The sequence below is a fragment of the Pseudomonas asgharzadehiana genome, assembly GCF_019139815.1.
Taxonomy (GTDB): Bacteria; Pseudomonadota; Gammaproteobacteria; order Pseudomonadales; family Pseudomonadaceae; genus Aquipseudomonas; species Aquipseudomonas asgharzadehiana.
This window is the reverse complement of sequence record NZ_CP077079.1, coordinates 1621198-1644099: the sequence shown is the minus strand read 5'-3', so window position 1 is coordinate 1644099 and position 22902 is coordinate 1621198. Positions and strand designations below refer to the sequence as shown.

The window sequence follows — 22902 nt, the reverse complement described above, 5'->3', positions numbered from 1 at the left end:
CTACGGCAAGGTGCCATCACCGGCTCGGCGGTTACTCCGCTACACACTTGCCGCACCAGGATCACGCACCTTTTTCGTGCGGACTTTTCTTACACTGCCCTTTCCTGGATCAGAATCCACGGCGAAACCACCACCGCCCACAGGCTCGGATCGCGCTCAACCAGGTCCAATGCCCGCGTGGCAGACACTTCGCCAAGGCTCCCGGCGGCCAGCCAGGCGGCGACTTTGTCGCGGTTATCCTCGGCCATTCCTTCGGCTGCCTCGATCAAATCCAGACCGGCGTCGACCCACAATAGGGCACCCTTGGCAAAGAACGGTTCAAGCTCCTTCCAGGAAATTTCGGCGGTTTCACCGAGCAGCTTGGCATAGAGGGTGCTAGGTTCTTGCGTCATGGGAATCCACCTTGGGAAAAAATCGGCGCAATCATAACGTCGCAGCCCAGGTAGAAAAACCCAGTTGCAAATGAGTCATCGAGAGAAAGTGTCAGGAACGCCAAGGATTGCCCGAAAGTCTGGCACCACCCCGCCGCTATTCTGTCTCTTTCTTTCATTTATGCGACACACCCGGGTTTTGCCCCCAGCAGCCAGCTTTTCAAGCGATCAACCGGCGCTCTACACTGTACCGGTACAGTTGCCAGGGCACTGCCGGGGGGATATCCGAGATATCTGATCCGGTTCAGCAGCTCACGAGGCCGCTAGAACTATAAAAAATACAACAGTAAGAGTGGAGCACTATGAATAAGGCTACTAAGCAGATTTCCAAACTGTTTGCCGCTATGGTCCTGGCTGGGGTTGCCGGCCATTCGTTCGCAGCTGACACCATCAAGATCGGCATCGCCGGCCCCAAGACCGGTCCTGTAACGCAATACGGTGACATGCAGTTCATGGGTGCCAAACAAGCCATCGCCGACATCAACGCCAAGGGCGGCGTTGACGGCAAGATGCTTGAAGCCAAGGAATACGACGACGCTTGCGATCCTAAACAAGCCGTTGCCGTGGCCAACAAAGTGGTCAACGACGGCGTCAAGTTCGTGGTCGGTCACCTCTGCTCCAGCTCCACTCAGCCCGCGTCGGATATTTATGAAGACGAAGGCGTCATCATGATTACTCCTGCCGCTACCAGCCCGGAGATTACTTCCCGTGGCTACAAGCTGATCTTCCGTACCATCGGCCTCGACAGCGCCCAGGGCCCGGCGGCCGGCAACTACATCGCCGACCATGTGAAGCCGAAAATCGTTGCCGTGCTGCACGACAAACAGCAATACGGTGAAGGTATCGCCACCGCCGTCAAGCAGACCCTTGAGAAGAAAGGCGTGAAGGTTGCCGTCTTCGAAGGCCTGAACGCCGGTGACAAGGACTTCTCCTCGATCATCCAGAAACTCAAGCAAGCCAACGTCGACTTCGTCTACTACGGCGGCTACCACCCAGAGCTGGGCCTGATCCTGCGCCAGTCCAAGGAAAAAGGCCTGAACGCCAAGTTCATGGGCCCAGAGGGCGTCGGCAACGACTCCATCTCGCAAATCGCCCAAGACGCCTCCGAAGGCCTGCTGGTCACCCTGCCGAAGTCCTTCGACACCGACCCTGCCAACAAAGCCATCGTTGAAGAGTTCGCCAAGAACAAGCAGGACCCAACCGGTCCGTTCGTATTCCCGGCCTACTCGGCCATTGAAGTCATCGCCGGTGGTATCAAGGCAGCCAAGAGCGAAGACACCGCCAAAGTGGCCGAAGCCATTCACGCCGGTACCTTCAAGACCCCAACCGGCGACCTGAGCTTCGACGCCAAGGGCGACCTGAAGGACTTCAAGTTCGTGGTCTACGAATGGCACTTCGGCAAACCTAAAACCGAAGTTTCCCCTCAGTAAGCCAGGCGTTACTGGCCCTACAAGCCCACTGTGAAAGCAGTGGGCTTTGTTTTACGAGGTTTATGGGCCTGTCACCCGCGATCCGGGCGCTGGCTCACCTGAAAATCTTAAAACCGTCACCAGCGGTTCGCTGGCAAACGCTTTGTGCAAATGTGCTCACAGAACACAGCACGGGGCCGGAACATGACTCCACCAGTGAAATGCGTATCGGGTTTTTAGGAGCGCTGTAATGCCTGAGATCTATCATTTTTTCCAACAGCTGGTTAATGGCCTGACCATTGGCAGCACCTATGCCTTGATAGCCATTGGCTACACAATGGTTTACGGCATCATTGGAATGATCAACTTCGCCCATGGCGAGGTGTACATGATTGGTTCCTACGTGGCCTTCATCGCCCTTGCCGGGCTGGCCATGATGGGTATCCACTCCCTGCCGCTGTTGATGACCGCCGCGTTCCTTGCGTCGATCGTCGTGACCAGTGCCTATGGCTACAGTATCGAGCGCGTTGCCTACCGTCCCTTGCGTGGCAGCAACCGTTTGATCCCGTTGATTTCCGCCATCGGCATGTCGATTTTCCTGCAGAACACCGTATTGCTGTCCCAGGACTCCAAGGATAAATCCATCCCCAACCTGATCCCGGGGAGCTTCTCCTTCGGCCCGGGTGGCGCGGAAGAAGTCCTGATTTCCTACATGCAAGTGCTGGTCTTCGTCGTCACCCTGGTGGCCATGCTCGGCCTGACCCTGTTCATCTCCCGCTCCCGTCTGGGGCGCGCCTGCCGGGCGTGCGCTGAAGACATCAAGATGGCCAACCTGCTGGGCATCAACACCAACAACATCATCGCCCTGACCTTCGTGATCGGCGCCGCGCTGGCAGCCGTCGCGGCGGTACTGCTGAGCATGCAGTACGGCGTGATCAACCCCAACGCCGGTTTCCTGGTAGGCCTCAAGGCCTTTACTGCGGCGGTATTGGGCGGCATCGGCAGTATCCCGGGCGCGATGCTCGGCGGGCTGGTGCTGGGTGTGGCCGAAGCGTTCGGCGCCGATATCTTCGGCGACCAGTACAAGGACGTCGTGGCGTTCGGCCTGCTGGTTCTGGTGCTGTTATTCCGTCCGACCGGCATCCTGGGCCGTCCGGAGGTTGAGAAAGTATGAGCAGATATCTTAAATCGGCGTTTTTCAGCGCCTTGCTGGTATGGGCCGTGGCCTTCCCGGTACTCGGCCTCAAGCTGAGCATTGTGGGCATCAACCTTGAAGTGCATGGCACAGGTCCCGTGACCCTGACCATCATTGCCCTGTGCTCGGTGCTGATGTTCCTGCGTGTGCTATTCACCCAGCAGGTCGGTGCCTTGTTCAAGGGCAACCGCGCTCCGTTGGTGTCGCCCAAGGTCAGCCAATTCCTGACCCTGCCGCGCACCCAGCGCTACATCATCATCGGCCTGATCGTGGCCGCGCTGATCTGGCCGTTCTTCGGCTCGCGCGGCGCCGTCGACATCGCCACCCTGATCCTGATCTACGTGTTACTGGGCCTGGGCCTGAACATCGTGGTGGGTCTGGCCGGCCTGCTTGACCTGGGTTATGTGGGCTTCTATGCCGTGGGTGCCTACACCTACGCGCTGCTCTCGCACTACCTGGGCTGGAGCTTCTGGATCTGCCTGCCACTGGCAGGTATGGCGGCGGCCACGTTCGGCTTCCTGCTGGGCTTCCCGGTATTGCGCCTGCGCGGTGACTATCTGGCGATCGTGACCCTGGGCTTCGGCGAGATCATTCGCCTGTTCCTGCGTAACCTCACCGATATCACCGGTGGCCCCAACGGCATCAGCAGCATCCCCAAGCCAACGTTCTTCGGGCTGTCGTTCGACCGCAGCGCCGCTGAAGGCATGCAGACCTTCCACGAGTACTTCGGGATCGCCTACAACCCGGTGAGCAAAGTGGTGTTCCTGTACCTGGTGGCGCTGTTGCTGGCATTGGCCGCCCTGTTCGTGATCAACCGCCTGCTGCGCATGCCGATCGGCCGTGCATGGGAAGCGCTGCGCGAAGATGAGATCGCCTGCCGTGCCCTGGGCCTCAACCCGACCATCATCAAGCTCTCCGCATTTACCCTGGGCGCTGCGTTCGCCGGTTTCGCCGGCAGCTTCTTCGCCGCGCGCCAAGGCCTGGTGACCCCGGAGTCGTTCACCTTTATCGAGTCGGCGATCATCCTCGCCATCGTGGTACTGGGTGGCATGGGCTCGCAGTTGGGCGTGATCCTGGCCGCGATCGTGATGATCCTGCTGCCGGAAATGATGCGTGAGTTCAGCGAATACCGCATGTTGATGTTCGGCGCCATGATGGTGCTGATGATGATCTGGCGCCCTCAAGGCCTGCTGCCCATGCAACGTCCTCACATGGAGCTGCGCAAATGAGCCGCGAGATCCTGAAAGTCGAAAACTTGAGCATGCGCTTCGGCGGCTTGCTGGCGGTCAACGGCGTAGCCCTGACCGTGAAAGAGAAACAAGTGGTTGCGTTGATCGGCCCCAACGGCGCGGGCAAAACCACGGTGTTCAACTGCCTCACCGGTTTTTACAAGCCGAGCGGCGGCAGCATCCTGCTGGACGGCCAGCCGATCCAGGGCCTGGCCGGTCACGAGATCGCCCGCAAGGGCGTGGTGCGGACCTTCCAGAACGTGCGGTTGTTCAAGGACATGACGGCGGTCGAAAACCTGCTGATCGCCCAGCACCGTCACTTGAACACCAACTTCTTCGCCGGCCTGTTCAAGACCCCCGCGTTCCGCAAAAGCGAGCGCGAGGCCATGGAATATGCGGAGTACTGGCTGGACAAGGTCAACCTCACCGAGTTTGCCAACCGCCCTGCCGGCACCCTGGCCTATGGGCAGCAACGTCGCCTGGAAATCGCCCGCTGCATGATGACCCGCCCGCGGATCCTGATGCTCGACGAACCGGCCGCCGGCCTGAACCCCAAGGAAACCGAAGACCTCAAGGCGCTGATCAGCGTGCTGCGTGAGGAAAACAACGCCACGGTGCTGTTGATCGAACACGACATGAAACTGGTCATGAGCATTTCCGACCATATCGTGGTGATCAACCAGGGCACGCCACTGGCCGACGGGACGCCGGAGCAGATCCGCGACAATCCTGAAGTGATCAAAGCCTATTTGGGGGAAGCGTAAAATGCTGCAATTCGAAAACGTTTCCACTTTTTACGGCAAGATCCAGGCCCTGCACAGCGTCAATGTGGAAGTGCGCCAGGGTGAGATCGTGACCCTGATCGGCGCCAACGGCGCCGGCAAGTCCACCCTGCTGATGACCTTGTGCGGTTCGCCCCAGGCGCACAGCGGCAGCATCCGCTACATGGGTGAAGAACTGGTGGGCCAGCAGTCGTCGCAGATCATGCGCAAGAGCATTGCGGTGGTGCCGGAAGGCCGTCGTGTGTTCTCGCGCCTGACCGTCGAAGAGAATCTGGCCATGGGCGGGTTCTTCACCGACAAGGGCGACTACCAAGAGCAGATGGACAAGGTGCTGCACCTGTTCCCCCGGCTCAAGGAGCGCTTCAGTCAGCGCGGCGGCACCATGTCCGGCGGCGAACAGCAAATGCTCGCCATCGGCCGCGCACTGATGAGCAAACCCAAGCTGTTGCTGCTGGACGAACCGTCCCTGGGCCTGGCGCCGATCATCATCCAGCAGATTTTCGACATCATCGAACAGCTGCGCAAAGACGGTGTGACCGTGTTTCTGGTGGAACAGAACGCCAACCAGGCGCTAAAAATCGCCGACCGCGCCTACGTACTGGAAAACGGCCGGGTAGTGATGCAAGGCACGGGTGAGCAGTTGCTGACCGATCCGAAGGTGCGCGAGGCCTATTTGGGCGGTTAACCCACGGTTGCTGTAGATACCGGCGCAAAAAATGTGGGAGGGGTGTTGCCCCTCCCACATTTGTTTTGTGTGCTATGAAGTTTTTTTGACTGAGGTTGTAACGAACTCAGTCCCCCCGTCTCTAGTGGTGCATGCAGGCAATCGAGCCTGCGCATTCAACCACTGCTGGAGAAACACCATGACCACCAAACTGTCCGCCGCTACCCTCGTCCTGGCCCTGGGTTCCGCCCTGAGCCTGTCCGCCCTGACAGGCACCGCCCACGCCGCCGACGACATGCAAAAGTGCTTCGGCGTCGCTGAAGCCGGCAAGAACGATTGCGCCGCGGGCGCCGGCACTTCCTGCGCCGGCACCTCGAAAACCAAAGACCAGGCCAACGCCTGGAAACTGGTCCCCGCCGGTACTTGCACCCAAACCCCAAGCTCCACCTCGCCGACCGGCTTTGGCCAGGAAGCGGCCTTCACCGCCAAGTCCTGAACCGCCACCACAGCCTGAGCACCGATGATGCCCCGTTCATCCCCGACAGCCGTCTCCCAGGCCCAGGCGCCCGGCCTCCCCTCTCGGGCGGGGCTGGGGCTCAAGCGCGAGCACTTCAGCGAAGTGCTCCATACCTGCCCCGACATCGGTTTTTTTGAAGTGCACGCCGAAAACTATATGGTGGCCGGCGGCCCGTTTCATCACTACCTGGGGTTGATCCGCGAGCAGTACCCGCTGTCATTGCACGGCGTGGGCCTGTCCATCGGCGGCGAAGGCCCGCTGAATGCCGAGCACCTGACCCGTTTGAGCAGGCTGATCGAGCGCTATCAACCTCAGTCCTTTTCCGAACACCTGGCCTGGTCGAGCCATGGCGAGGTGTTTCTCAATGACCTGCTGCCCCTGGCCTACGACGCCGATACCCTGGACCGGGTGTGCGCCCACGTCGACCAGGTACAAAGTGCCCTCAAGCGACGGATGCTGCTGGAAAATCCGTCTACCTACCTGCAGTTCCAACGCTCCACCCTGGACGAAACCGAGTTTCTCAGCGAGATCATCCGACGTACCGGTTGCGGCCTGCTGCTCGATGTAAACAACGTGTATGTGTCGTGCATCAACCATCAGCGCGACCCGTTGGCCTACATCAACGCCTTGCCACTGCACGCGGTGGGTGAGATTCATCTGGCCGGTTTTGCCGAAGACACCGACAGCCTGGGTGATCGCCTGCTGATCGATGATCACGGCGCGCCCGTTGCCAGCACCGTATGGCATCTGTACGAGCAAGTACTGGCGCGCATCGGCCCGATGGCCACGCTGATCGAGCGCGACAACCACGTGCCCGCCTTCGGTGTATTGATGACCGAAGCCCGGCGGGCCGAATGGCATCTGACGCAGGCACGCTCATGAGCGTTCAAACCATATTTGCCAACGCCTTGTTGGCGCCCGACCAGCCTTGCCCCGACGGCCTGTTCAGCAGCAACGGAGCCGACCCGCAAAGCCGCTTTGCGGTGTACCGCAACAATGTGCACAGCTCATTGATCAACGCATTGGTCGCCGCTTACCCCGTCACCCTGCAACTGGTGGGCGATGATTTTTTTTGCGCAATGGCCAGCGTTTACGTACAAACATCGCCACCCGGCAGCCCGTTGATCAGCGAGTACGGCAGCACATTCGCCGATTTCATCCAGGGCTTCAAACCTGCCGCCAGCGTGCCTTACCTGGCGGACATCGCACGCCTGGAGCGCCATCGAGTGCGCGCCTATCACGCAGCGGACGCCCGGCCACTCGACCCGCTCAGCGTGCTCCAGCAACTGCAAGGTTCAACAGACCTCGGGCAACTGCGCCTGCAACTGCACCCGTCCCTCGCCACGCTCACTTCGCCCTACGCCATTGTCGCGATTTGGGCAGCGCACCAGGTCGAGGGCGCCGTGGCCACCTTAAACCCCTGGCATGCTCAAGCCGCACTGGTCTTGCGCCACGGGCTAGAGGTCAAGGTGTTTGCCATCGACAGCGGCGCGGCGGCGTTTATCGACAGCCTGAACCAGGGCACGGCATTGGAAATGGCCGTGGCGCAGGCCCTCGAAGCCTCGGCCGACTTCAACCTGCAGCAATGCCTGTCGCTGCTGATCAGCCACGACGCCATCACTCAACTCCTTCCAGAACAAAAGGTATCGCTATGAATATCCGCCCTTCGTGCCTGATCAAACAGGTCATCGCCGTTTTCGAAAAAATCCCCTACAGCCTGATCGCCTTTATCGCACGGTTCTCCATTGCCGCCGTGTTCTGGAAGTCCGGGCAAACCAAGGTTGAAGGTTTTGCCATTGACCTGGTCAGCGGCACCTTCCAGCTCGGCGAACCCAGGCTTGCCGCCTCCACCTTGCCGCTGTTTCGCAGCGAATACCACGTGCCGTTGCTGTCGCCGCAGGTGGCCGCGCATATGGCGGCATTCGCCGAACACTTCTTCCCGGTGCTGATCCTGGTGGGGTTCGCCACGCGCTTCTCGGCCCTGGCCTTGATCGGTATGACACTGGTCATTCAGCTATTCGTCTACCCCGACGCTTACCCCACCCACGGCACTTGGGTCGCCTTGATGCTGCTGTTGGTCGCCAAGGGACCGGGGCGTTTGTCCATCGACCAACTGATTGCACGCCGCTATCGCTAAAGCCGATCCAACGCCTCGCCGCTGCGCTTGAACCAATCCACCAGGTAGTCTGCCAGCACTTGGGTGCGACGCGGCAACCCCCCTTGATAGGGATGCACCAGGTACATCGGCAGGCTCCGCGTCTGGTAATCACGCAACAGCCAGCGTAATCGGCCGTCAGCCAACTCCGCCGGCAGCACGTAGGACGGCAGGCGGGCGATACCGGCGCCCACCAAGGCGGCCTTCTTCAACAAATTGTAATGGTTGGAGGCGAACGTGCCGCTGACCCGCACGCGCAATAGCTCATGTTGTTGGTGATACAGCCACTCTTCGCGGCCACTGTAGTGGCTGTTGAGCAGGCAGTTGTGGGCGGCCAGGTCGGCGGGAGTCTGGGGTTCGCCGTACTGGTCCAGATAGGCCGGGCTGGCACAGGTCATTTCGTGCCAGGCCAGCAGCGGCCTGGCCACCAGGCGCTGGTTTTCAAGCGCGCCCGAACGCACCCCCAGGTCAAAACCGTCCCGCGCCAGGTCGCGGTAGCTGTTGTTGAGTTCCAGCTCGATCTGCACCTGGGGGTACTGCCTGGAAAATTCCAGCAACAACCCATCGAAGAATGTATCGCCTAACGAAACGGGAACTGTCATACGCACCGGCCCGGCCAAATCATCCTTGAGTCGCGCCAAGGCCTGACGGGCGCGATCCACCTGTACCACCAGCGCCTGGGCCTGCGGCAACAACGCCGCGCCGGCTGCCGTGAGGCTCAGTTTGCGGGTGGTGCGATGCAGCAGCACCACGCCAAACTGCGCCTCCAACTGGCTGATGCGCTTGGACAACTGCCCTTTACTGCAGCCCAGTTGCTCGGCCGCCACGGTAAAGCTGCCGGCTTCGATAAGCACGGCAAAGGCTGCCAGGTCATCCATCTCGCTCATGGATTGTTTCCAATTGAAAACCAAAGGTTGCCTATTAGCACGTTTATCCACCTGAAAAGCCACCCTAGACTGGACCCTCATTGACCCCTGGAGTAACTGCATCATGAAAATTCTATTGATTGGCGCCAGCGGCACCGTCGGATCGCAGGTCAAGGCGGAACTGGCCCAGCGTCACGAGGTGATCAGCATCGGCCGCAACAGCGGTGACTTTCAGGTAGATATCAGTGACAGCGCCTCGATCCGCAAACTGTTCGAACAGACCGGTAAGTTCGATGCCCTGGTGTGTGCGGCAGGCCGCGTGAATTTCGTGGCACTGGGCGACATGAGCGAAAGCGATTTCGAGCTGGGCCTGCGTGACAAGCTGATGGGCCAGGTGAATCTGCTGTTGATCGGCCGCGAATACGCCAACGACGGTGCGTCGTTCACCTTGACCAGCGGCATCCTCAACCGTGACCCGATTCGTACCGGCGCGTCGGCCGCGCTGGTCAACGGCGCAATCGACGCTTTTGTGAAAGCGGCCGCGATCGAACTGCCACGGGGCTTGCGCGTCAATGCCGTCAGCCCGACGGTGCTGGTGGAGGCCATGGGCAGCTATGCGCCCTATTTCCGCGGCTACAAACCGGCCAGCGGCGCCGATGTGGCCTTGGCCTACGCCAAAAGTGTGGAAGGCTTGCAGACGGGTCAGACATTCATCGTGGGTTGAATGCCACGTCTGTCAGAAACGCCTGAAGCTGGCAGGCGGGCTTGTGATGCATCGCCAGCCTGCGTAACGTGGCGGCACTTGTCTGGAGACCCCTTATGCGTGCCGTCCGTACCCTCACTTTATGTGCCTTGCTTCCTTTGTTCGCCGCTTGCCAGATGTTCGAAAGCGAGCCGGCCAAGCCGTCTACCGTCGGGCTGACCCGCATGCAGGGGCAACTCACGGCGGTCGGTGGCAAGCTGTTGTTCCAGCCGTGCCGCGATCAGCGCAACTACCTGGTCAAGGACACCGGCGGCACCAACATCCTGCAGGAAGCGGCCTCTTTGGCCGGCCAGCAAGGCGTGCTGTTTGCCGACCTGCGCGGCAAGTTTTCCGGGGTCGCCGCCGGCACCCAGGGCGAAGTGGAGCTGCAGCAGTTGTACCGTGTCGAGCGGTCGACCGCGGCCTGTGACGATCCGGACTTCAAACGCATGATCCTGCGCGCCAATGGCCACAAGCCAGCCTGGGCAATGAACGTGACGGCCAAGGGCATGGTGCTGGAGCGCGAAGGCCAGCCACCCCTGGCGGTGCCTTATGTGGAAGAGCAAATCGGTGACGGCCGCTTCAACCTGATGACCGAAGCCGATAACCAGCACATTGAGCTGTGGGTGGCCCCGCAACGTTGCGTCGACAGTGTCAGCGGCAGCCTGCAACACATGACCGCGCAGTTGCGCGTCAACGGCCAGGTGCAGCAGGGCTGCGCGGCGTTTGGCGGTTCGCGCGACGACTGAATCGGCCCTGCGCTGTTTTAACATGACGGAAACCGGCCATTGGGGCTTATAATCGCCGGTTTGCTAAAACAGCCGGCATCGAAGCCCGCCGCCTACCGGATCCCGTCATGTTACGAATCACCGAACTCAAGCTGCCCATCGACCATCCCGAAGAAGACCTGCGGCCCGCCATTGTGCAGCGCCTGGGCATCGCCAGTGATGACTTGCTCGATTTCACCCTGTTCAAGCGCAGCTACGACGCCCGCAAGAAAACCTCGGAGCTGTGCTTCATCTACACCATCGACCTGAACGTAAAGGGTGAAGCCGCCCTGCTGCTCAAGTTTGCCGATGACCGTAACGTCAACCCGGCCCCGGACATCAGCTACAAAGTGGTGGGCCAGGCGCCGGAAGGTCTGGTCGAGCGGCCGATCGTGGTGGGTTTTGGCCCCTGCGGGATCTTCGCCGGGCTGCTGCTGGCGCAAATGGGCTTCAAGCCGATCATCCTCGAACGCGGCAAGGAAGTGCGCCAGCGCACCAAGGACACCTGGGGCCTGTGGCGCAAAAGTGTGCTCAACCCTGAGTCCAACGTACAGTTTGGTGAAGGCGGCGCCGGCACCTTCTCCGACGGCAAGCTCTACAGCCAGATCAAAGACCCGAAATTCCACGGCCGCAAAGTGCTGCACGAGTTCGTCAAGGCCGGTGCGCCGGAAGAGATCCTCTACGTCAGCAAGCCGCATATCGGTACGTTCCGCCTGACCGGCGTAGTGGAGAACATGCGCCAGCAGATCATCGCCCTGGGTGGCGAAGTGCGCTTCGAGCAGCGGGTTACCGACGTGCTGATCGATGATGGCCAGTTGAATGGCGTGGTGTTGGACAGCGGCGAACAACTCCTGTCCAGGCACGTGATCCTCGCCTTGGGCCACAGCGCCCGCGACACGTTCCGCATGCTGCACAGCCGTGGCGTGTACATGGAGGCCAAGCCGTTCTCGGTGGGCTTCCGTATCGAGCACCCGCAGTCGCTGATCGACGCGGCACGCCTGGGTAAATACGCCGGGCACCCGAAACTGGGCGCCGCCGACTACAAGCTGGTACACCACGCCAAGAACGGCCGCTCGGTCTACAGCTTCTGCATGTGCCCGGGCGGCACGGTGGTAGCCGCCACCTCCGAGCCGAACCGCGTCGTGACCAACGGCATGAGCCAATACTCGCGTAACGAGCGCAACGCCAACTCGGGCATCGTGGTCGGCATCACACCTGAAGTGGACTACCCAGGTGGCCCGTTGGCAGGTATCGAATTGCAGGAACGCCTGGAGTCCCACGCTTATATCCTCGGCGGCAGCAACTACGAGGCCCCGGCACAGCTGGTGGGTGACTTCATCGCGGGCAAGCCATCCACGGCCCTTGGCAGCGTGGAACCGTCCTACAAACCGGGCGTTTCGTTGGGCGACCTGGCCCTGGCGCTGCCGGAGTTCGCCATTGAGGCGATCCGAGAAGCACTGCCGGCGTTCGAGAAACAGATCAAGGGCTACTCGCTGCACGATGCAGTATTGACGGGCATCGAAACGCGCACCTCCTCGCCGCTGCGGATTACCCGTAACGAATCGATGCAAAGCCTGAACGTGAAAGGCCTGTTCCCGGCCGGTGAAGGTGCCGGCTATGCCGGTGGGATTCTCTCGGCGGGTGTCGACGGGATCCGGATTGCCGAGGCGCTGGCGCGGGATATGTTGGGTATCGAGGCGTGAGAAACGCCGCATGTTGAATGTGGGAGCAAGCCTCCCACATTTGGTTTTGCGTTGTTTTCAGATATTCGCGCGCAGGATGCTATCCGGCAATGGCTCGCCCCGCTCCACGCTGGCCGCAACGGCCGCGATCAACCCTGGCAGCGCATACCCCTGCGCCGCCAACCACGCCTGATCGTAATAGGTAGTGGCATACCGCTCGCCGCCATCACACAAGATCGCCACGATCGAGCCCGACTCGCCGGCGGCTTTCATCTGCTGCGCCGCCATCAACGCGCCGATCAGGTTGGTCCCGCTGGAACCACCGACCCGGCGCCCCAACCGCTCGGCCAGGTAATGCATGGCCGCCAATGACAACGCATCCGGCACCTTGACCATTGCATCGATCACCTTCGGCAAAAACGACGCCTCGACCCGTGGCCGGCCAATGCCTTCGATCCGTGAACCACAGTCCAGGCGCAGGCTGGCATCACCCGTCTGGTAGTAATCAAAAAATACCGACCGCTCGGCATCGGCGCACAACACGCGCGTGCAATGCTGGCGATAACGCACGTATCGACCGAGGGTGGCCGTGGTGCCGCCCGTGCCGGGGCTGGAAATCAGCCAGCTCGGCTCGGGATGCCGTTCAAAACGCAGCTGCTGGAAGATCGACTCAGCGATGTTGTTGTTAGCGCGCCAGTCGGTGGCGCGTTCGGCGTAGGTGAACTGGTCCATGAAGTGACCACCACTTTCCTGCGCCAAGCGTTCGGATTCGGCGTAGATCTGCGTCGGATCCTGTACCAGATGGCTCTTGCCGCCATAGAAAGCAATCTGTGCGATCTTTTCCTGGGACGTGGTGGCGGGCATGACGGCAATAAATGGCAGGCCGAGCAGCCGTGCGAAATACGCTTCGGAAATCGCGGTAGAACCGCTGGACGCTTCGATCACGGGCGCTCCCGGCTTGAGCCAGCCATTGCACAGCGCGTACAGGAACAGCGAGCGGGCCAACCGGTGTTTCAGGCTGCCGGTGGGGTGGCTCGACTCGTCCTTGAAATACAACTCGATGCCAGGCAAACCCGGCAGCGGCAAGGGGATGAGGTGTGTATCGGCGCTGCGCTGGAAGTCGGCTTCAATGATGCGAATGGCTTCGCGGGCCCAGGGACGGTGGTCGCTCATAAGGGGGATCTCTAAGGATTTTCAATCAGAATTTTAAGATGTTTCCAACACCGCATACCGATACAGTAACGACTCAATTGGTCACACAATTGCCGGGCCAAGGCGCAACGCCAAATCTGTCCATTTTTATAACAAATAAGAATATAACTTTTGTTTTAACAACTAACGGTACGGGTTAGGGTACCCACCTATTGAATCCGGATTGGAGAGCATCCCTTGGCTCTGCGTAGCACGTTCACCCGTTTCTTCCAGCTGGAAGCCGCCAGCGGTCTGTTATTGATCGCCGCCGCCGCTCTCGCGCTGATCGTCAACAACTCACCGTTGTCACACCTGTACGCCGCGTTTCTGGATGTACCGGTGGTGGCGCAGATTGGCGCGCTGAAAATCGCCAAGCCGGCCCTGCTGTGGATCAACGATGGCCTGATGGCGCTGTTCTTCCTGCTGATCGGCCTGGAGGTCAAGCGCGAACTGCTCGATGGCCACCTGTCCAAACCATCCCAGGTTGTCCTGCCTGGCGCTGCCGCCATCGGCGGTATGGTGGTGCCGGCGCTGATCTACTGGGCCATCAACAAAGACTATCCCGCCGCGCTCTCGGGCTGGGCGATCCCGATGGCCACCGACATTGCCTTTGCATTGGGCGTGCTGGCGCTGCTGGGCAAGCGTGTACCCGTGTCGCTGAAACTGTTCCTGATGACCCTCGCCATCATCGATGACCTTGGTGCGATCATCGTTATCGCGGTGTTTTATTCCGCCGATCTGTCCGGCGCGGCCCTGGCGGGTGCGGGCGCCTGCCTGGTGGCGTTGATCGCGATGAACCGCCTCGGTGTGATCAAGCTCGGCCCCTACCTGATCATCGGCCTGATCCTGTGGGTGTGTGTACTCAAGAGTGGCGTCCACGCCACACTGGCCGGCGTGACGCTCGCGTTCTGCATTCCGATGCGCACCAAAAACGCCGAGACCTCACCGCTGCTGACGCTCGAACACGCCCTGCATCCGTGGGTGGCCTATGCCATCCTGCCGCTGTTCGCGTTTGCCAATGCCGGCGTATCCCTCACCGGCGTCAGCCTCGATAGTTTCACCCATCACGTCCCCATGGGCATCGCCGCCGGCCTGCTGATCGGCAAGACCATCGGCGTATTCGGCCTGACCTGGCTGGCCATCAAGACCGGCCTCGCGGCATTGCCCAGCGGCGCCAGCTGGGGCCAGGTGTTCGGCGTGGCGATCCTGTGCGGCATCGGCTTCACCATGAGCCTGTTCGTCGGCTCCCTGGCGTTCGTACCGGGCGCCAGCGAGTTTGCCGGCGAGGATCGAATGGGCATCCTGACCGGGTCGATACTGGCGGCCTGTATGGGTTATGCGGTAACGGCGATGGCGAGTCGCAAAAAAGCCTGACCGTTTGCAGGAGCCGGCAAGCCGGCTCCTGCTTCATCCGATTCCTCCCTCTTTAGCAGTTCCTTCCTACACCCACCCTCCTCGGCTTGCTCTAACGTCAGCACCCGGCTTCTACGCCGGATTTCGTTAAGCATCACGCCAGGAGGGCAAATGGCAAACAACAAGGACGTATTTAAAGTCTGGCGGTCCTACGGCACGGGTACCGGCGGATATCGCCGACTTGAACCCATGACTGAGGCTGAGTCAGCGGCCTGGACGGCAATCCGGCAACAAGCTCAACGAGAATCGATCGACCGTCAGATTGCCGAAGACGCGTACTTTCAGGTTGAATCGCCACCGCCTGAACTGCCCAAGGTGGGGTGCGTGAATTGCGCTCCATGGCCAGGGCGCGCACTCGGGTACGCCTGCATATCGAGCAACGCGACGACGGCACGCTCAAGGGGTATGCCTTCTATACCGGAAAAAATCCCGGCTGGGAGATGATCGACGTCGTGCAGTTTGAGGTATCCGACACGCAGTACATCGCCCACTTGGGGGATGGCATTGAGCTGATCTGGACACCCGCCGCAGACACCGCCGATACACTCGGAATACCAGCACTGGAAGCGGCGCCATCGACACCACACATATGGGTGTATCCGCCGACCGAAAAAGCCGCCGCTATCATCGTGGACCCGATTTATCCGCCTGAGTACAGGGATTTCATTCTTGTCTTCCCGGCGGACTCCGGTGTCAGGCCCCTGTATGTCGTTGTGAGCTGGAAGTATGAGGATGCGCCTTATCACAGCAAGAAGGGCAACTCGGTTAAAAGTAAAAACCCCACTAACGGCCTGGACGCTTTGAACGACTCAGTGTTGGTCAAGCCTGGAGAGCCTCGCCAGATAGGTATTGACCCGCATACGAAGGAGTTTGTGATTGTTGACAAGTCAACAGATGACACTTTTCACGGCCACGTACGATCATGGAGCGCACTTAACCAACATATGAAAAACGCATTGATAAGGGCTGGAAAAACTAACCGCAAAGGAAAAGTCCTAGGAGACCTGAAATGAATATGCGCTATCACGATCCTGACTTGACTCACGATGAATCAGTGACTGATCTTGCCACTGGTGACGTAAGCAAAGTCACCACAGCACTAATTTCAGTGGGGCTCAACGAAACCGATTGTACCTGGGCACAAAGCGTTTGCTTACAACATATGCGTGACGACAACGAAGACATCGCGTCAGCTGCCATAGTTGCCATAGGCCACATTGCACGTCGATTTGGGACATTGGACATGGACAAGGTAATGCCGGCACTGCAACAAGCTATGCGTAAATGCCCTGCGCTCAGCGGTGTCATTGGAAGTGCAATGGATGACATCGAAATGTTTACCTGACACCTTCCGAAAAGCCATTCAACACAAAGCCCCAACCGGTCACCCGGTTGGGGCTTTGTGTTTCTACAACCGATGTTCAGCGAGTAACGCGGCTGGTGCCGTCGACGGTCATGATGCGCACGCGGTCGCCAATGCGGAAGATTTCATTTTCCTGCACGGCCTGTACGTAGGCGCGCATGCTGCCGTCGTCTTCACGAACGGTGATTTCCACGCCTTGTGTGCGGGTCAGGCCTTCTTCGGTGGCCGAACCCAGCAGGCCGCCGGCAACGGCGCCGATCACGGCAGTGACGATACTGCCACGGCCACCGCCAATGGCGCTGCCGCCCACGCCACCAATGACAGCACCGGCCGCGCCGCCGATTGGGGTCTTGGTGCCTTCGATTTTCACCGGACGCAGGGATTCGATGGTACCCATGCGCACAGTCTGTACACGACGCGCTTCATCACGGGAGTACGAGTCGCCGGTCAGACTCGAGGCGCAGCCACCCAACAGCAAGGACAGGGTGGTAAAGCAGGCAACCAGTAAAACGGACTTACGCATAGCATCAACTCCAAAGGACAGGTATTCATTAGACGCTGCGGCTTGACGCCTGTCACGGCAAGCGCGGCAGAAAATTGCTTTCATTCAGCCTTAGTACAGACTGCCAGCACCAAAAACCTCGACGAACGGTAGCACTCTTCTCAACAGGGACGTTCATGGATTACTTCATCATTGTAGTCACTACTCTAGCCGGCCTGTATTTCCATGGCTGGCTGTACCTGCGGATCAAACGGTGGGTAGACCGCGACCTCGCACTGTCTCTGGCCGGCGATGATCCGCTCAAGCGGGCCTTCATGCTGCAACAGTTGGAGCAGGCTCGCACCTTGAAAATCAAACGCGGCGACTTGCCGGGCTGGCTGAAAAACGCCGCGCAGCACTACACACCCGATGCCTCGTTATAGAGACGTCGGGGTGATGTGCATCATTCAGGTGAGGTGACGAAAGGTGCCGCTCAGGGCGCCAGGCGCTCGCGGGTCCAGTCGGCCCCTTGCAGGCGGTAGTTCAGGCGGTCATGCAGGCGACTGGCACGGCCTTGCCAGAACTCGATGCGCTCGGGCAACAGGCGATAGCCACCCCAATGCTCGGGGCAGTCAGGCTGGGTATCGCTGAAACGCTGTTCGGTGGCCTTGAGCAAGTCTTGCAGTTCTTCACGGTCACGAATGACCTGGCTCTGCGGCGACGCCCAGGCCCCCAGACGGCTGCCCAGTGGGCGGACCTGATAATACGCGTCCGACTCTTCGGGCGTGACCTTGACCACCCGCCCTTCGATACGCACCTGGCGCTCCAGGGTCGGCCAGAAAAAGGTCATGGCCGCAAACGGCCGCGTCGCGAGCTGTTGGCCCTTGGCGCTCTGATAGTTGGTGAAGAAGGTAAAGCCCTGCGCATCCAGGCCTTTGAGCAACAGGATACGGCAGTGCGGGCGACCGTCCTGGTCGACCGTGGCCAGGGTCATGGCGTTGGCTTCCACCGGCGGCTGCTCGGTGTTCACCGCATCGGCAAACCACTGGTGGAATAACGCAAACGGCTCGCTCGGGGCCTGGGCCTCGCTCAAACCGTCCCGTGTGTAGTCACGGCGCATATCGGCCAGTGCCTGAGTCATGCGGCTTTATCCTTCTGGTTCAGCAAATCAGTTTTTTGCCTGGTCGTTCGCCGGTGCATCGGCCTTGGCTTTGGCCGGCGCGGGTTTCTTCGCTGCTGGCTTGGCCGGGGCCTTCTTGGCGGCTGGTTTGGCGGCGGCTTTCTTGGTGGTTGCCTTGCTGGCGGCGGCCTTTTTTGCCGGGGCTTTTGCAGCCGGTGCCGGGGCGGGAACGTTCTGCACCGCGACCATTTCAGCCACAGGCGGGGTCTTGCCCGAGTTGTACTTGCTCAGCAACGCCAACATGGTGCTGCGTTGAGTGAACATGATTTCCATGCGACGGTTCAGGGCACGGCCCTGGGAGCTGTCGTTGGCGGCACGCGGCATCAGGTCCCCCATGCCACGCAGCATCAGGCGATCCTGCTTCAGGCCGCTGAGGCTGAAAATCGAAGCGATGGATTGCGCGCGCTCCTTGCTCAACGCCTGGCTGGCTGGCGCCGTGCCAGTGGCATCGACGTGACCCAGAACCAGAACGGCGGTTTTCGGGTCGGCTTCAACCGCCTTGGCCACGCGTGTGAACGGACCGAGGGTAACCGGCAGCAGCATGGCCGGACGCTTCGGGTTGTAGGAACCGTCTACCGGAGCAATGACCACCAGCACGTTGTCGCGACGTTCCAGTTGCAGGTTGCTGTCCTTGATGGCGGCGCGCAGGCGCGGCTCATAGTCATCCAGCCAGGCCTGGGTGATTTTCGGGTCAGGCATCGGCACGTTGGTCACATCGACCTTGGCCAGTGGCTTGGGTTTGCTTTCGAACGGCCACCACCAGTGGGTTTCAGTCTCGTTTTTGGCAACGGACGGGGCTGGCTCGGCGGCCTTCAGATCGGCCTTCAGGTCAGCCTTGGCGTCAGCGGCCTTTTCATCAGCGGTTTTGGAACCAAACGGCCACCAGCTGGAGCCGGTGTCGGTTTTCGCGGCCGGCGCTACGGCTGGAGCGGGAGCGGCGGTGGCGGCTACCGGTGCGGCAGGCTTGGCGCCAGCGGCGGGCTTGGCATCCGGCTTGGCGTCGGTTTGGGTGACTGCGTCCTTGGTAACGGCCTTATCAGATCCAAATGACCACCAATGCCCACCTTCGGCATCATTTTGTGGCGTTTGTGCGCAGCCGGTAATGGTGAGGCAAAGAGCCAGTGCCAAGGACTTGTTCGATAACATGAGATATCCACAAAATGAGAAAAGAAACGGGGGTCTGGATGACCCGTTAAACAGACGCTTACAGAACTTTAAAGTTACAAAATTTCGTTCAGCGCCTTCTTATAGTTGCCTTTGTAACAAAAAATTGTGAAACAGCAAGGGGTTTACAGACAACCGGCCAATATTCCGACCAACTTCTGCGCGCGCGGGTCCATAAGTACATAGGGTCCCAATGTATTAGTTACGAAACCAAAGGCTACATCATGCTCCGGGTCGGCAAACCCGACCGAACCACCCGCGCCAGGATGCCCGAAAGCACGCGGGCCAAGGCCGAACGTCGCATTGGGCAACTGCGGTTGGTCCAACATGCAGCCCAGGCCAAAACGGGTGTTGGTCAATAATGTTTTGTCCGGCCCGATACTGTGTTCACGGGTCAACTCTTCGAGCATGTCGGCTTCAAGCAAACTACCGTCTAACAAACCACTATAAAAACCGGCCAGGCTGCGTGCATTACCGTGACCATTTGCCGCCGGCTGCTGCATGCGTCGCCATTCTGGCTTATTAGTACTGGTCAGAATGGACGGTGGGTTGGCAAATGCCCGCGTCGTCATTGCAGTCGGCTCACGCATCATTACTTGCAGTAAACGTTGCGCAGCTTCGTCGCCCATGTTGCCTTTGCTGCGCGCTATATGGGCTACGCGATGAAACTCTGCGTCCGCCAGCCCCACATGAAAGTCCAGCCCCAGCGGGCGTGCCACCCGCGCCACGATGGACTCACCCGGCCCACACCCGTCAGCGCGGCGCAGCAATTCACCGACCAGCCAGCCGTAGGTGATGGCCTCGTAGCCATGGCCCTGGCCCGGCGTCCACCACGGCGCTTCGGCGGCCAGGGTATCGACCATCAACTGCCAGTCATAAAGGGCTTCGGCGGGCAGCATCTCGCGGATCGCCGGCAACCCGGCCTGGTGGCAGAGTAACTGGCGCAGGGTGATGGCCTCTTTGCCGGCTGCGGCGAATTGCGGCCAATACCGGGCCACCGGCGCGTCCAATTGCAGTTTGCCCTCGGCCACCAGTTGCAGGGCCGTGACGGCGGTGAAGGTCTTGGTGCAGGAGAACAGATTGACGATAGTGTCGCTGTGCCAGGCCTCGGCGCCGTCCTTGTCAGCGGTACCGGCCCACAGGTCGACGACCGTCTCACCGCCGACCTGAATACACAGCCCGGCGCCACGCTCCTGCGGGTCATCGAACAACGCGGCGAACGCTTCACGCACCGCTTCGAACTGGAGCTCGTAATGACCCTGAACCTGCACCTAAGCCCCCTCGAAAAACACCATGAAAAGTGGCCGACATTGTTCCAGCCCTGGTGGGTTTTGTGAACCCGTCAACGCGCAATCAATGGCCATTTCCCGAATGCCCGCCGGCGTGCCCGGCGCCCTGCCCCGCGCCTTGGCCTGCATGCCCCGGCTTGCCGCCCTCGCTTTCGCGAACCACGTCGGCGGCCTGGGTTTTCTGCGCTTGCCTACCCAGTTGATCGACCGCCGCCAGGTTGCTTTTGCGCACGCTGTCGACAAAGCCCTGATACGGCACATCGGTAATGCCCACCAGGCCGAAGTGTCCGTTTTCCCCGTCAAGCAAACGGCCGGTCACCGGCTGGTCCAGGTACTGGAACCAATGCACACCGACAATCGACGGTTCGGCCATGGCCTGCTTGAGGAAGTTGGCGTACGCCACGCCGCGATCGTCTTCCTTGGCCAGTTGGGTCACGCCGCCCCAGAACGGGCCACGATCGGCCGAGCCAAAGTTGAACTCAGTGATCAGCACCGGCTTGTCCAGTGCGCGCAGCGCCGCGAAGTCATAACCGTCCTGTGGCTTGAGGGTGTACATGTTGAAGCTCAACACGTCGCAATACTGTGCGCAGGAAGCAACCGCTTCCGGGGTGCTCACCGCGTAACGACCGCCCAGCAGCAGCTGATTGGGGGCATGCCACTTGAGCGAATCGGAAAGGGTCTTGAAGTAAGCGTCGGCGAAGGTCTTCTGGAAGTATTTGAAGTCCGCTTCGATTTCCGGGTGCTCAGGGCTGGGCATCGGTGGCTCGAAACCGGGATCTTCCATCAGTTCCCAGCCCGCCAACTGAATGCCCCAGGCTTTCGACAAGCCCGCTTCGTTGCGGTACTTGTCGCGCAATTGCTTGAGAAACGCACGCTTGGCCGGTACGTCGGTGGTCATGCGCAACGTACCGTAGGCCAAGGCGTAACGGGATTTGGGGTCATCACCGGGGCCGGCCCAGGCCAGTTCGTTATCGGCAAAGAAGCCGATCAGCCACGGGTCATCACGATGATCGCGGGCGGCAATGGCCACGGCGCGCTCGGTGGCCATGGCGAAGCGCGGGTCGAACGGGTCGGGCATGCCGCCCCACCAATCGGTGCCGGTACTGATGCTGGCGTAGTCGCCGACGATCGACAGCGGCAAGGTGTAGGGCACGCGGTCGGCGGCGGCCAGCGCATCGTCGCTCCAATTGCCGACGGTGTTGAAACCCCAGGCTTGCAGACGGTCGAGGGTATGGCTGACCCAACGTTTCGGGTCGAAGCCTTCGCCACCATAGGTGCGCTGCAGGTTGGCCGCATAAAAGTCGTACCAACGGCCGGCACCGAAACTGCGCCCTTCGCCCGCACCATTACCGGTGCGGTTGTCGCCGCTGCCGTAATACTTGTCGAACGGCTCACCGGCCTTGGGCAATGCGGCAAACATCCACTCACGGCCGGCTACGTAGGTCTGGCTGTTGTCCGGGGCCACGGTATTGACGCCCAGGGAATAAAACGGATGGCCCAGCGGAGTTACCAGGTACCAGCGACCGTCGCGCTTTTCGGTGCGGAAGAACCCGCTGGCCTTGAACGCCGGGCCCTTGCTCCAGCCACCGTATTGATCCAGTGAGGATTTGTCCCGCGCGGCCAGCCAACCTTGGAGCTGGGTGTGTTCCCTGGCTGCGGCGGCCTTGAGCTGTTCGTCGCTGCTGACCTTCTCGGGCCAACGCGCACGGGTAGATTGCCCGTAAGCATCCACCAATTCGCTGTAGGCCGCCTTTAGCACCGGCTCACTGTCCTGCATGCCAAAGCGCTCCAACAGAATGCTCTGGGCCGCGTTGGGCTTGAGCATCGACAAGGTCACCGAGACCACCTGGCTGCGGTCGATTTCACCGGCGCTGGCGGCCAGCAACACGCGTTGGCCATCCACGGTGATCGGCATCGGCGGGCCGGCTTTCATGCCCTGGCTCAGTGGTGAGTTGGCTTGTAACGGAACCAGCAGGGTCTGGGCCGGACCGGCCGGCAGGTCGATGCGACTGACCAACGTTCGGCCGTCATTGCTCTGCACCTTGACGTAGAGGGTCAATGCCCAGTCCATGGCACTCTGGATCCGCAGGCTCATGGCACCGGACTGCGACCAGTCCCACACGCCGCTTTGCGGGCTGAGCACCAGGCTCGGCTCGGCGGCAGGGTTGAACGTGATACGACGAAGCACCTCGCCTTCAGGGGTTTGTTCGGCGTTGTATTGCGGCAGGCTGGCGTCCTGGGTCGCCACCTTGACCACATCGGCAGGCCGGACGAAGTTGAACAGCGTTTGTTGCCCGGCGGGCGCGGCCATCAAGGGCGCCGCGAACAACAAGGCAAAAAGGGCGGGCAGCGTGCGAATCATACGAGCAAGGTTCTCCCAGA

Annotated in this window: 23 protein-coding genes and 1 pseudogene; 16 read left to right on the top strand and 8 right to left on the bottom strand. The window is 60.5% G+C overall.

Annotated features, from left to right (window positions below; genetic code table 11):
* Positions 1-89: 89 nt before the first annotated feature.
* Positions 90-392 (bottom strand): DUF2288 domain-containing protein, encoded by a 303-nt coding sequence (locus KSS96_RS07545; RefSeq protein ID WP_010212359.1) that lies wholly within the window; start codon positions 390-392, stop codon positions 90-92.
* A 341-nt stretch (positions 393-733) separates the two neighbouring features.
* Here KSS96_RS07545 and KSS96_RS07540 point away from each other — a divergent pair, with 341 nt between their 5' ends.
* The 9 genes from KSS96_RS07540 to KSS96_RS07500 all read left to right on the top strand — a co-directional run bounded on the left by KSS96_RS07540 (position 734) and on the right by KSS96_RS07500 (position 8364).
* Complete coding sequence (locus KSS96_RS07540; RefSeq protein ID WP_017530445.1) at positions 734-1861, top strand: branched-chain amino acid ABC transporter substrate-binding protein; 1128 nt, start codon at positions 734-736, stop codon at positions 1859-1861.
* 229 nt (positions 1862-2090) lie between these two features.
* Positions 2091-3014 carry a high-affinity branched-chain amino acid ABC transporter permease LivH gene (gene livH / locus KSS96_RS07535; RefSeq protein ID WP_065877136.1) on the top strand — a complete coding sequence of 308 codons (924 nt, stop codon included), beginning with the start codon at positions 2091-2093 and terminating at the stop codon, positions 3012-3014.
* Positions 3011-4264 carry a high-affinity branched-chain amino acid ABC transporter permease LivM gene (locus KSS96_RS07530; protein ID WP_003172374.1) on the top strand — a complete coding sequence of 418 codons (1254 nt, stop codon included), beginning with the start codon at positions 3011-3013 and terminating at the stop codon, positions 4262-4264. Before livH ends, KSS96_RS07530 begins: the two co-directional genes overlap by 4 nt.
* A complete protein-coding gene (livG, locus tag KSS96_RS07525; RefSeq protein ID WP_016975067.1) occupies positions 4261-5028 on the top strand; it encodes a high-affinity branched-chain amino acid ABC transporter ATP-binding protein LivG in 768 nt (255 codons plus the stop codon). Before KSS96_RS07530 ends, livG begins: the two co-directional genes overlap by 4 nt.
* A gap of 1 nt (position 5029) precedes the next feature.
* The gene (locus KSS96_RS07520; RefSeq protein ID WP_010212366.1) at positions 5030-5731 is read left to right on the top strand and encodes an ABC transporter ATP-binding protein; all 702 of its coding nucleotides are present in this window, start codon (positions 5030-5032) and stop codon (positions 5729-5731) included.
* Between the two features lie 178 nt (positions 5732-5909).
* The gene (locus KSS96_RS07515; RefSeq protein ID WP_017529640.1) at positions 5910-6206 is read left to right on the top strand and encodes a BufA1 family periplasmic bufferin-type metallophore; all 297 of its coding nucleotides are present in this window, start codon (positions 5910-5912) and stop codon (positions 6204-6206) included.
* A 24-nt stretch (positions 6207-6230) separates the two neighbouring features.
* The gene (bufB, locus tag KSS96_RS07510) at positions 6231-7109 is read left to right on the top strand and encodes an MNIO family bufferin maturase (protein WP_017529641.1); all 879 of its coding nucleotides are present in this window, start codon (positions 6231-6233) and stop codon (positions 7107-7109) included.
* On the top strand, positions 7106-7882 hold the full coding sequence (locus KSS96_RS07505) for an HvfC/BufC N-terminal domain-containing protein (RefSeq protein WP_217855954.1): 777 nt from the start codon (positions 7106-7108) through the stop codon (positions 7880-7882). Before bufB ends, KSS96_RS07505 begins: the two co-directional genes overlap by 4 nt.
* Positions 7879-8364 carry a DoxX family protein gene (locus KSS96_RS07500; protein WP_017529643.1) on the top strand — a complete coding sequence of 162 codons (486 nt, stop codon included), beginning with the start codon at positions 7879-7881 and terminating at the stop codon, positions 8362-8364. Before KSS96_RS07505 ends, KSS96_RS07500 begins: the two co-directional genes overlap by 4 nt.
* On the opposite strand, the gene KSS96_RS07495 is transcribed toward KSS96_RS07500, so the two are convergent.
* Positions 8361-9269 (bottom strand): LysR family transcriptional regulator, encoded by a 909-nt coding sequence (locus tag KSS96_RS07495; protein ID WP_017529644.1) that lies wholly within the window; start codon positions 9267-9269, stop codon positions 8361-8363. The genes KSS96_RS07500 and KSS96_RS07495 overlap by 4 nt on opposite strands.
* Positions 9270-9372: 103 nt before the next feature.
* Here KSS96_RS07495 and KSS96_RS07490 point away from each other — a divergent pair, with 103 nt between their 5' ends.
* The 3 genes from KSS96_RS07490 to KSS96_RS07480 all read left to right on the top strand — a co-directional run bounded on the left by KSS96_RS07490 (position 9373) and on the right by KSS96_RS07480 (position 12460).
* Positions 9373-9972, top strand: a complete 600-nt coding sequence (locus KSS96_RS07490) for a short chain dehydrogenase (RefSeq protein WP_065877138.1) — start codon at positions 9373-9375, stop codon at positions 9970-9972.
* A gap of 95 nt (positions 9973-10067) precedes the next feature.
* Entirely contained in the window at positions 10068-10739 is a 672-nt protein-coding gene (locus KSS96_RS07485) for a COG3650 family protein (RefSeq protein ID WP_065877139.1), read from the top strand.
* A gap of 107 nt (positions 10740-10846) precedes the next feature.
* A complete protein-coding gene (locus KSS96_RS07480) occupies positions 10847-12460 on the top strand; it encodes an NAD(P)/FAD-dependent oxidoreductase (RefSeq protein WP_017529647.1) in 1614 nt (537 codons plus the stop codon).
* A 57-nt stretch (positions 12461-12517) separates the two neighbouring features.
* Here KSS96_RS07480 and KSS96_RS07475 read toward each other — a convergent pair whose 3' ends face one another.
* Complete coding sequence (locus KSS96_RS07475) at positions 12518-13612, bottom strand: PLP-dependent cysteine synthase family protein (RefSeq protein WP_065877140.1); 1095 nt, start codon at positions 13610-13612, stop codon at positions 12518-12520.
* 216 nt (positions 13613-13828) lie between these two features.
* On the opposite strand from KSS96_RS07475, the gene nhaA reads away from it, so the two are divergent.
* The 3 genes and pseudogenes from nhaA to KSS96_RS07460 all read left to right on the top strand — a co-directional run bounded on the left by nhaA (position 13829) and on the right by KSS96_RS07460 (position 16388).
* Entirely contained in the window at positions 13829-15004 is a 1176-nt protein-coding gene (nhaA, locus tag KSS96_RS07470) for a Na+/H+ antiporter NhaA (RefSeq protein WP_017529649.1), read from the top strand.
* A gap of 365 nt (positions 15005-15369) precedes the next feature.
* Positions 15370-15766: pseudogene (locus KSS96_RS27955) on the top strand (S-type pyocin domain-containing protein); the annotation flags it as partial.
* Between the two features lie 286 nt (positions 15767-16052).
* The gene (locus tag KSS96_RS07460) at positions 16053-16388 is read left to right on the top strand and encodes a hypothetical protein (RefSeq protein ID WP_065877141.1); all 336 of its coding nucleotides are present in this window, start codon (positions 16053-16055) and stop codon (positions 16386-16388) included.
* A 76-nt stretch (positions 16389-16464) separates the two neighbouring features.
* Here KSS96_RS07460 and KSS96_RS07455 read toward each other — a convergent pair whose 3' ends face one another.
* Positions 16465-16929 (bottom strand): outer membrane lipoprotein, encoded by a 465-nt coding sequence (locus KSS96_RS07455; RefSeq protein WP_003189251.1) that lies wholly within the window; start codon positions 16927-16929, stop codon positions 16465-16467.
* A 155-nt stretch (positions 16930-17084) separates the two neighbouring features.
* Between KSS96_RS07455 and KSS96_RS07450 the strand changes: the two genes are divergently transcribed.
* On the top strand, positions 17085-17330 hold the full coding sequence (locus KSS96_RS07450) for a hypothetical protein (protein ID WP_065877142.1): 246 nt from the start codon (positions 17085-17087) through the stop codon (positions 17328-17330).
* A 50-nt stretch (positions 17331-17380) separates the two neighbouring features.
* Here KSS96_RS07450 and pdxH read toward each other — a convergent pair whose 3' ends face one another.
* From pdxH to KSS96_RS07430, 4 genes are all read right to left on the bottom strand, one after another.
* The gene (gene pdxH, locus KSS96_RS07445; RefSeq protein WP_065877143.1) at positions 17381-18028 is read right to left on the bottom strand and encodes a pyridoxamine 5'-phosphate oxidase; all 648 of its coding nucleotides are present in this window, start codon (positions 18026-18028) and stop codon (positions 17381-17383) included.
* A 27-nt stretch (positions 18029-18055) separates the two neighbouring features.
* Positions 18056-19213, bottom strand: coding sequence for an OmpA family protein (locus KSS96_RS07440; protein ID WP_017529652.1), 1158 nt, complete (start codon positions 19211-19213; stop codon positions 18056-18058).
* Between the two features lie 143 nt (positions 19214-19356).
* On the bottom strand, positions 19357-20502 hold the full coding sequence (locus KSS96_RS07435; RefSeq protein WP_017529653.1) for an EstA family serine hydrolase: 1146 nt from the start codon (positions 20500-20502) through the stop codon (positions 19357-19359).
* Between the two features lie 82 nt (positions 20503-20584).
* Positions 20585-22882: a beta-galactosidase gene (locus tag KSS96_RS07430; RefSeq protein WP_065877144.1), complete on the bottom strand. Its 2298-nt coding sequence runs from the start codon at positions 22880-22882 to the stop codon at positions 20585-20587.
* Positions 22883-22902 lie beyond the last annotated feature (20 nt).

Bases quoted from the DNA above. Each gene is read 5' to 3' on its own strand.
- KSS96_RS07490 (WP_065877138.1), top strand. From the start codon at position 9,373: ATGAAAATTCTATTGATTGGCGCCAGCGGCACCGTCGGATCGCAGGTC.
- KSS96_RS07540 (WP_017530445.1), top strand. From the start codon at position 734: ATGAATAAGGCTACTAAGCAGATTTCCAAACTGTTTGCCGCTATGGTC.
- KSS96_RS07515 (WP_017529640.1), top strand. From the start codon at position 5,910: ATGACCACCAAACTGTCCGCCGCTACCCTCGTCCTGGCCCTGGGTTCC.
- KSS96_RS07460 (WP_065877141.1), top strand. From the start codon at position 16,053: ATGAATATGCGCTATCACGATCCTGACTTGACTCACGATGAATCAGTG.
- KSS96_RS07495 (WP_017529644.1), bottom strand. From the start codon at position 9,269: ATGAGCGAGATGGATGACCTGGCAGCCTTTGCCGTGCTTATCGAAGCC.
- KSS96_RS07500 (WP_017529643.1), top strand. From the start codon at position 7,879: ATGAATATCCGCCCTTCGTGCCTGATCAAACAGGTCATCGCCGTTTTC.
- pdxH (WP_065877143.1), bottom strand. From the start codon at position 18,028: ATGACTCAGGCACTGGCCGATATGCGCCGTGACTACACACGGGACGGT.
- KSS96_RS07530 (WP_003172374.1), top strand. From the start codon at position 3,011: ATGAGCAGATATCTTAAATCGGCGTTTTTCAGCGCCTTGCTGGTATGG.
- KSS96_RS07455 (WP_003189251.1), bottom strand. From the start codon at position 16,929: ATGCGTAAGTCCGTTTTACTGGTTGCCTGCTTTACCACCCTGTCCTTG.
- KSS96_RS07450 (WP_065877142.1), top strand. From the start codon at position 17,085: ATGGATTACTTCATCATTGTAGTCACTACTCTAGCCGGCCTGTATTTC.
- KSS96_RS07430 (WP_065877144.1), bottom strand. From the start codon at position 22,882: ATGATTCGCACGCTGCCCGCCCTTTTTGCCTTGTTGTTCGCGGCGCCC.
- KSS96_RS07520 (WP_010212366.1), top strand. From the start codon at position 5,030: ATGCTGCAATTCGAAAACGTTTCCACTTTTTACGGCAAGATCCAGGCC.
- KSS96_RS07505 (WP_217855954.1), top strand. From the start codon at position 7,106: ATGAGCGTTCAAACCATATTTGCCAACGCCTTGTTGGCGCCCGACCAG.
- KSS96_RS07440 (WP_017529652.1), bottom strand. From the start codon at position 19,213: ATGTTATCGAACAAGTCCTTGGCACTGGCTCTTTGCCTCACCATTACC.
- bufB (WP_017529641.1), top strand. From the start codon at position 6,231: ATGATGCCCCGTTCATCCCCGACAGCCGTCTCCCAGGCCCAGGCGCCC.
- KSS96_RS07480 (WP_017529647.1), top strand. From the start codon at position 10,847: ATGTTACGAATCACCGAACTCAAGCTGCCCATCGACCATCCCGAAGAA.
- KSS96_RS07545 (WP_010212359.1), bottom strand. From the start codon at position 392: ATGACGCAAGAACCTAGCACCCTCTATGCCAAGCTGCTCGGTGAAACC.
- livH (WP_065877136.1), top strand. From the start codon at position 2,091: ATGCCTGAGATCTATCATTTTTTCCAACAGCTGGTTAATGGCCTGACC.
- KSS96_RS07475 (WP_065877140.1), bottom strand. From the start codon at position 13,612: ATGAGCGACCACCGTCCCTGGGCCCGCGAAGCCATTCGCATCATTGAA.
- KSS96_RS07485 (WP_065877139.1), top strand. From the start codon at position 10,068: ATGCGTGCCGTCCGTACCCTCACTTTATGTGCCTTGCTTCCTTTGTTC.
- livG (WP_016975067.1), top strand. From the start codon at position 4,261: ATGAGCCGCGAGATCCTGAAAGTCGAAAACTTGAGCATGCGCTTCGGC.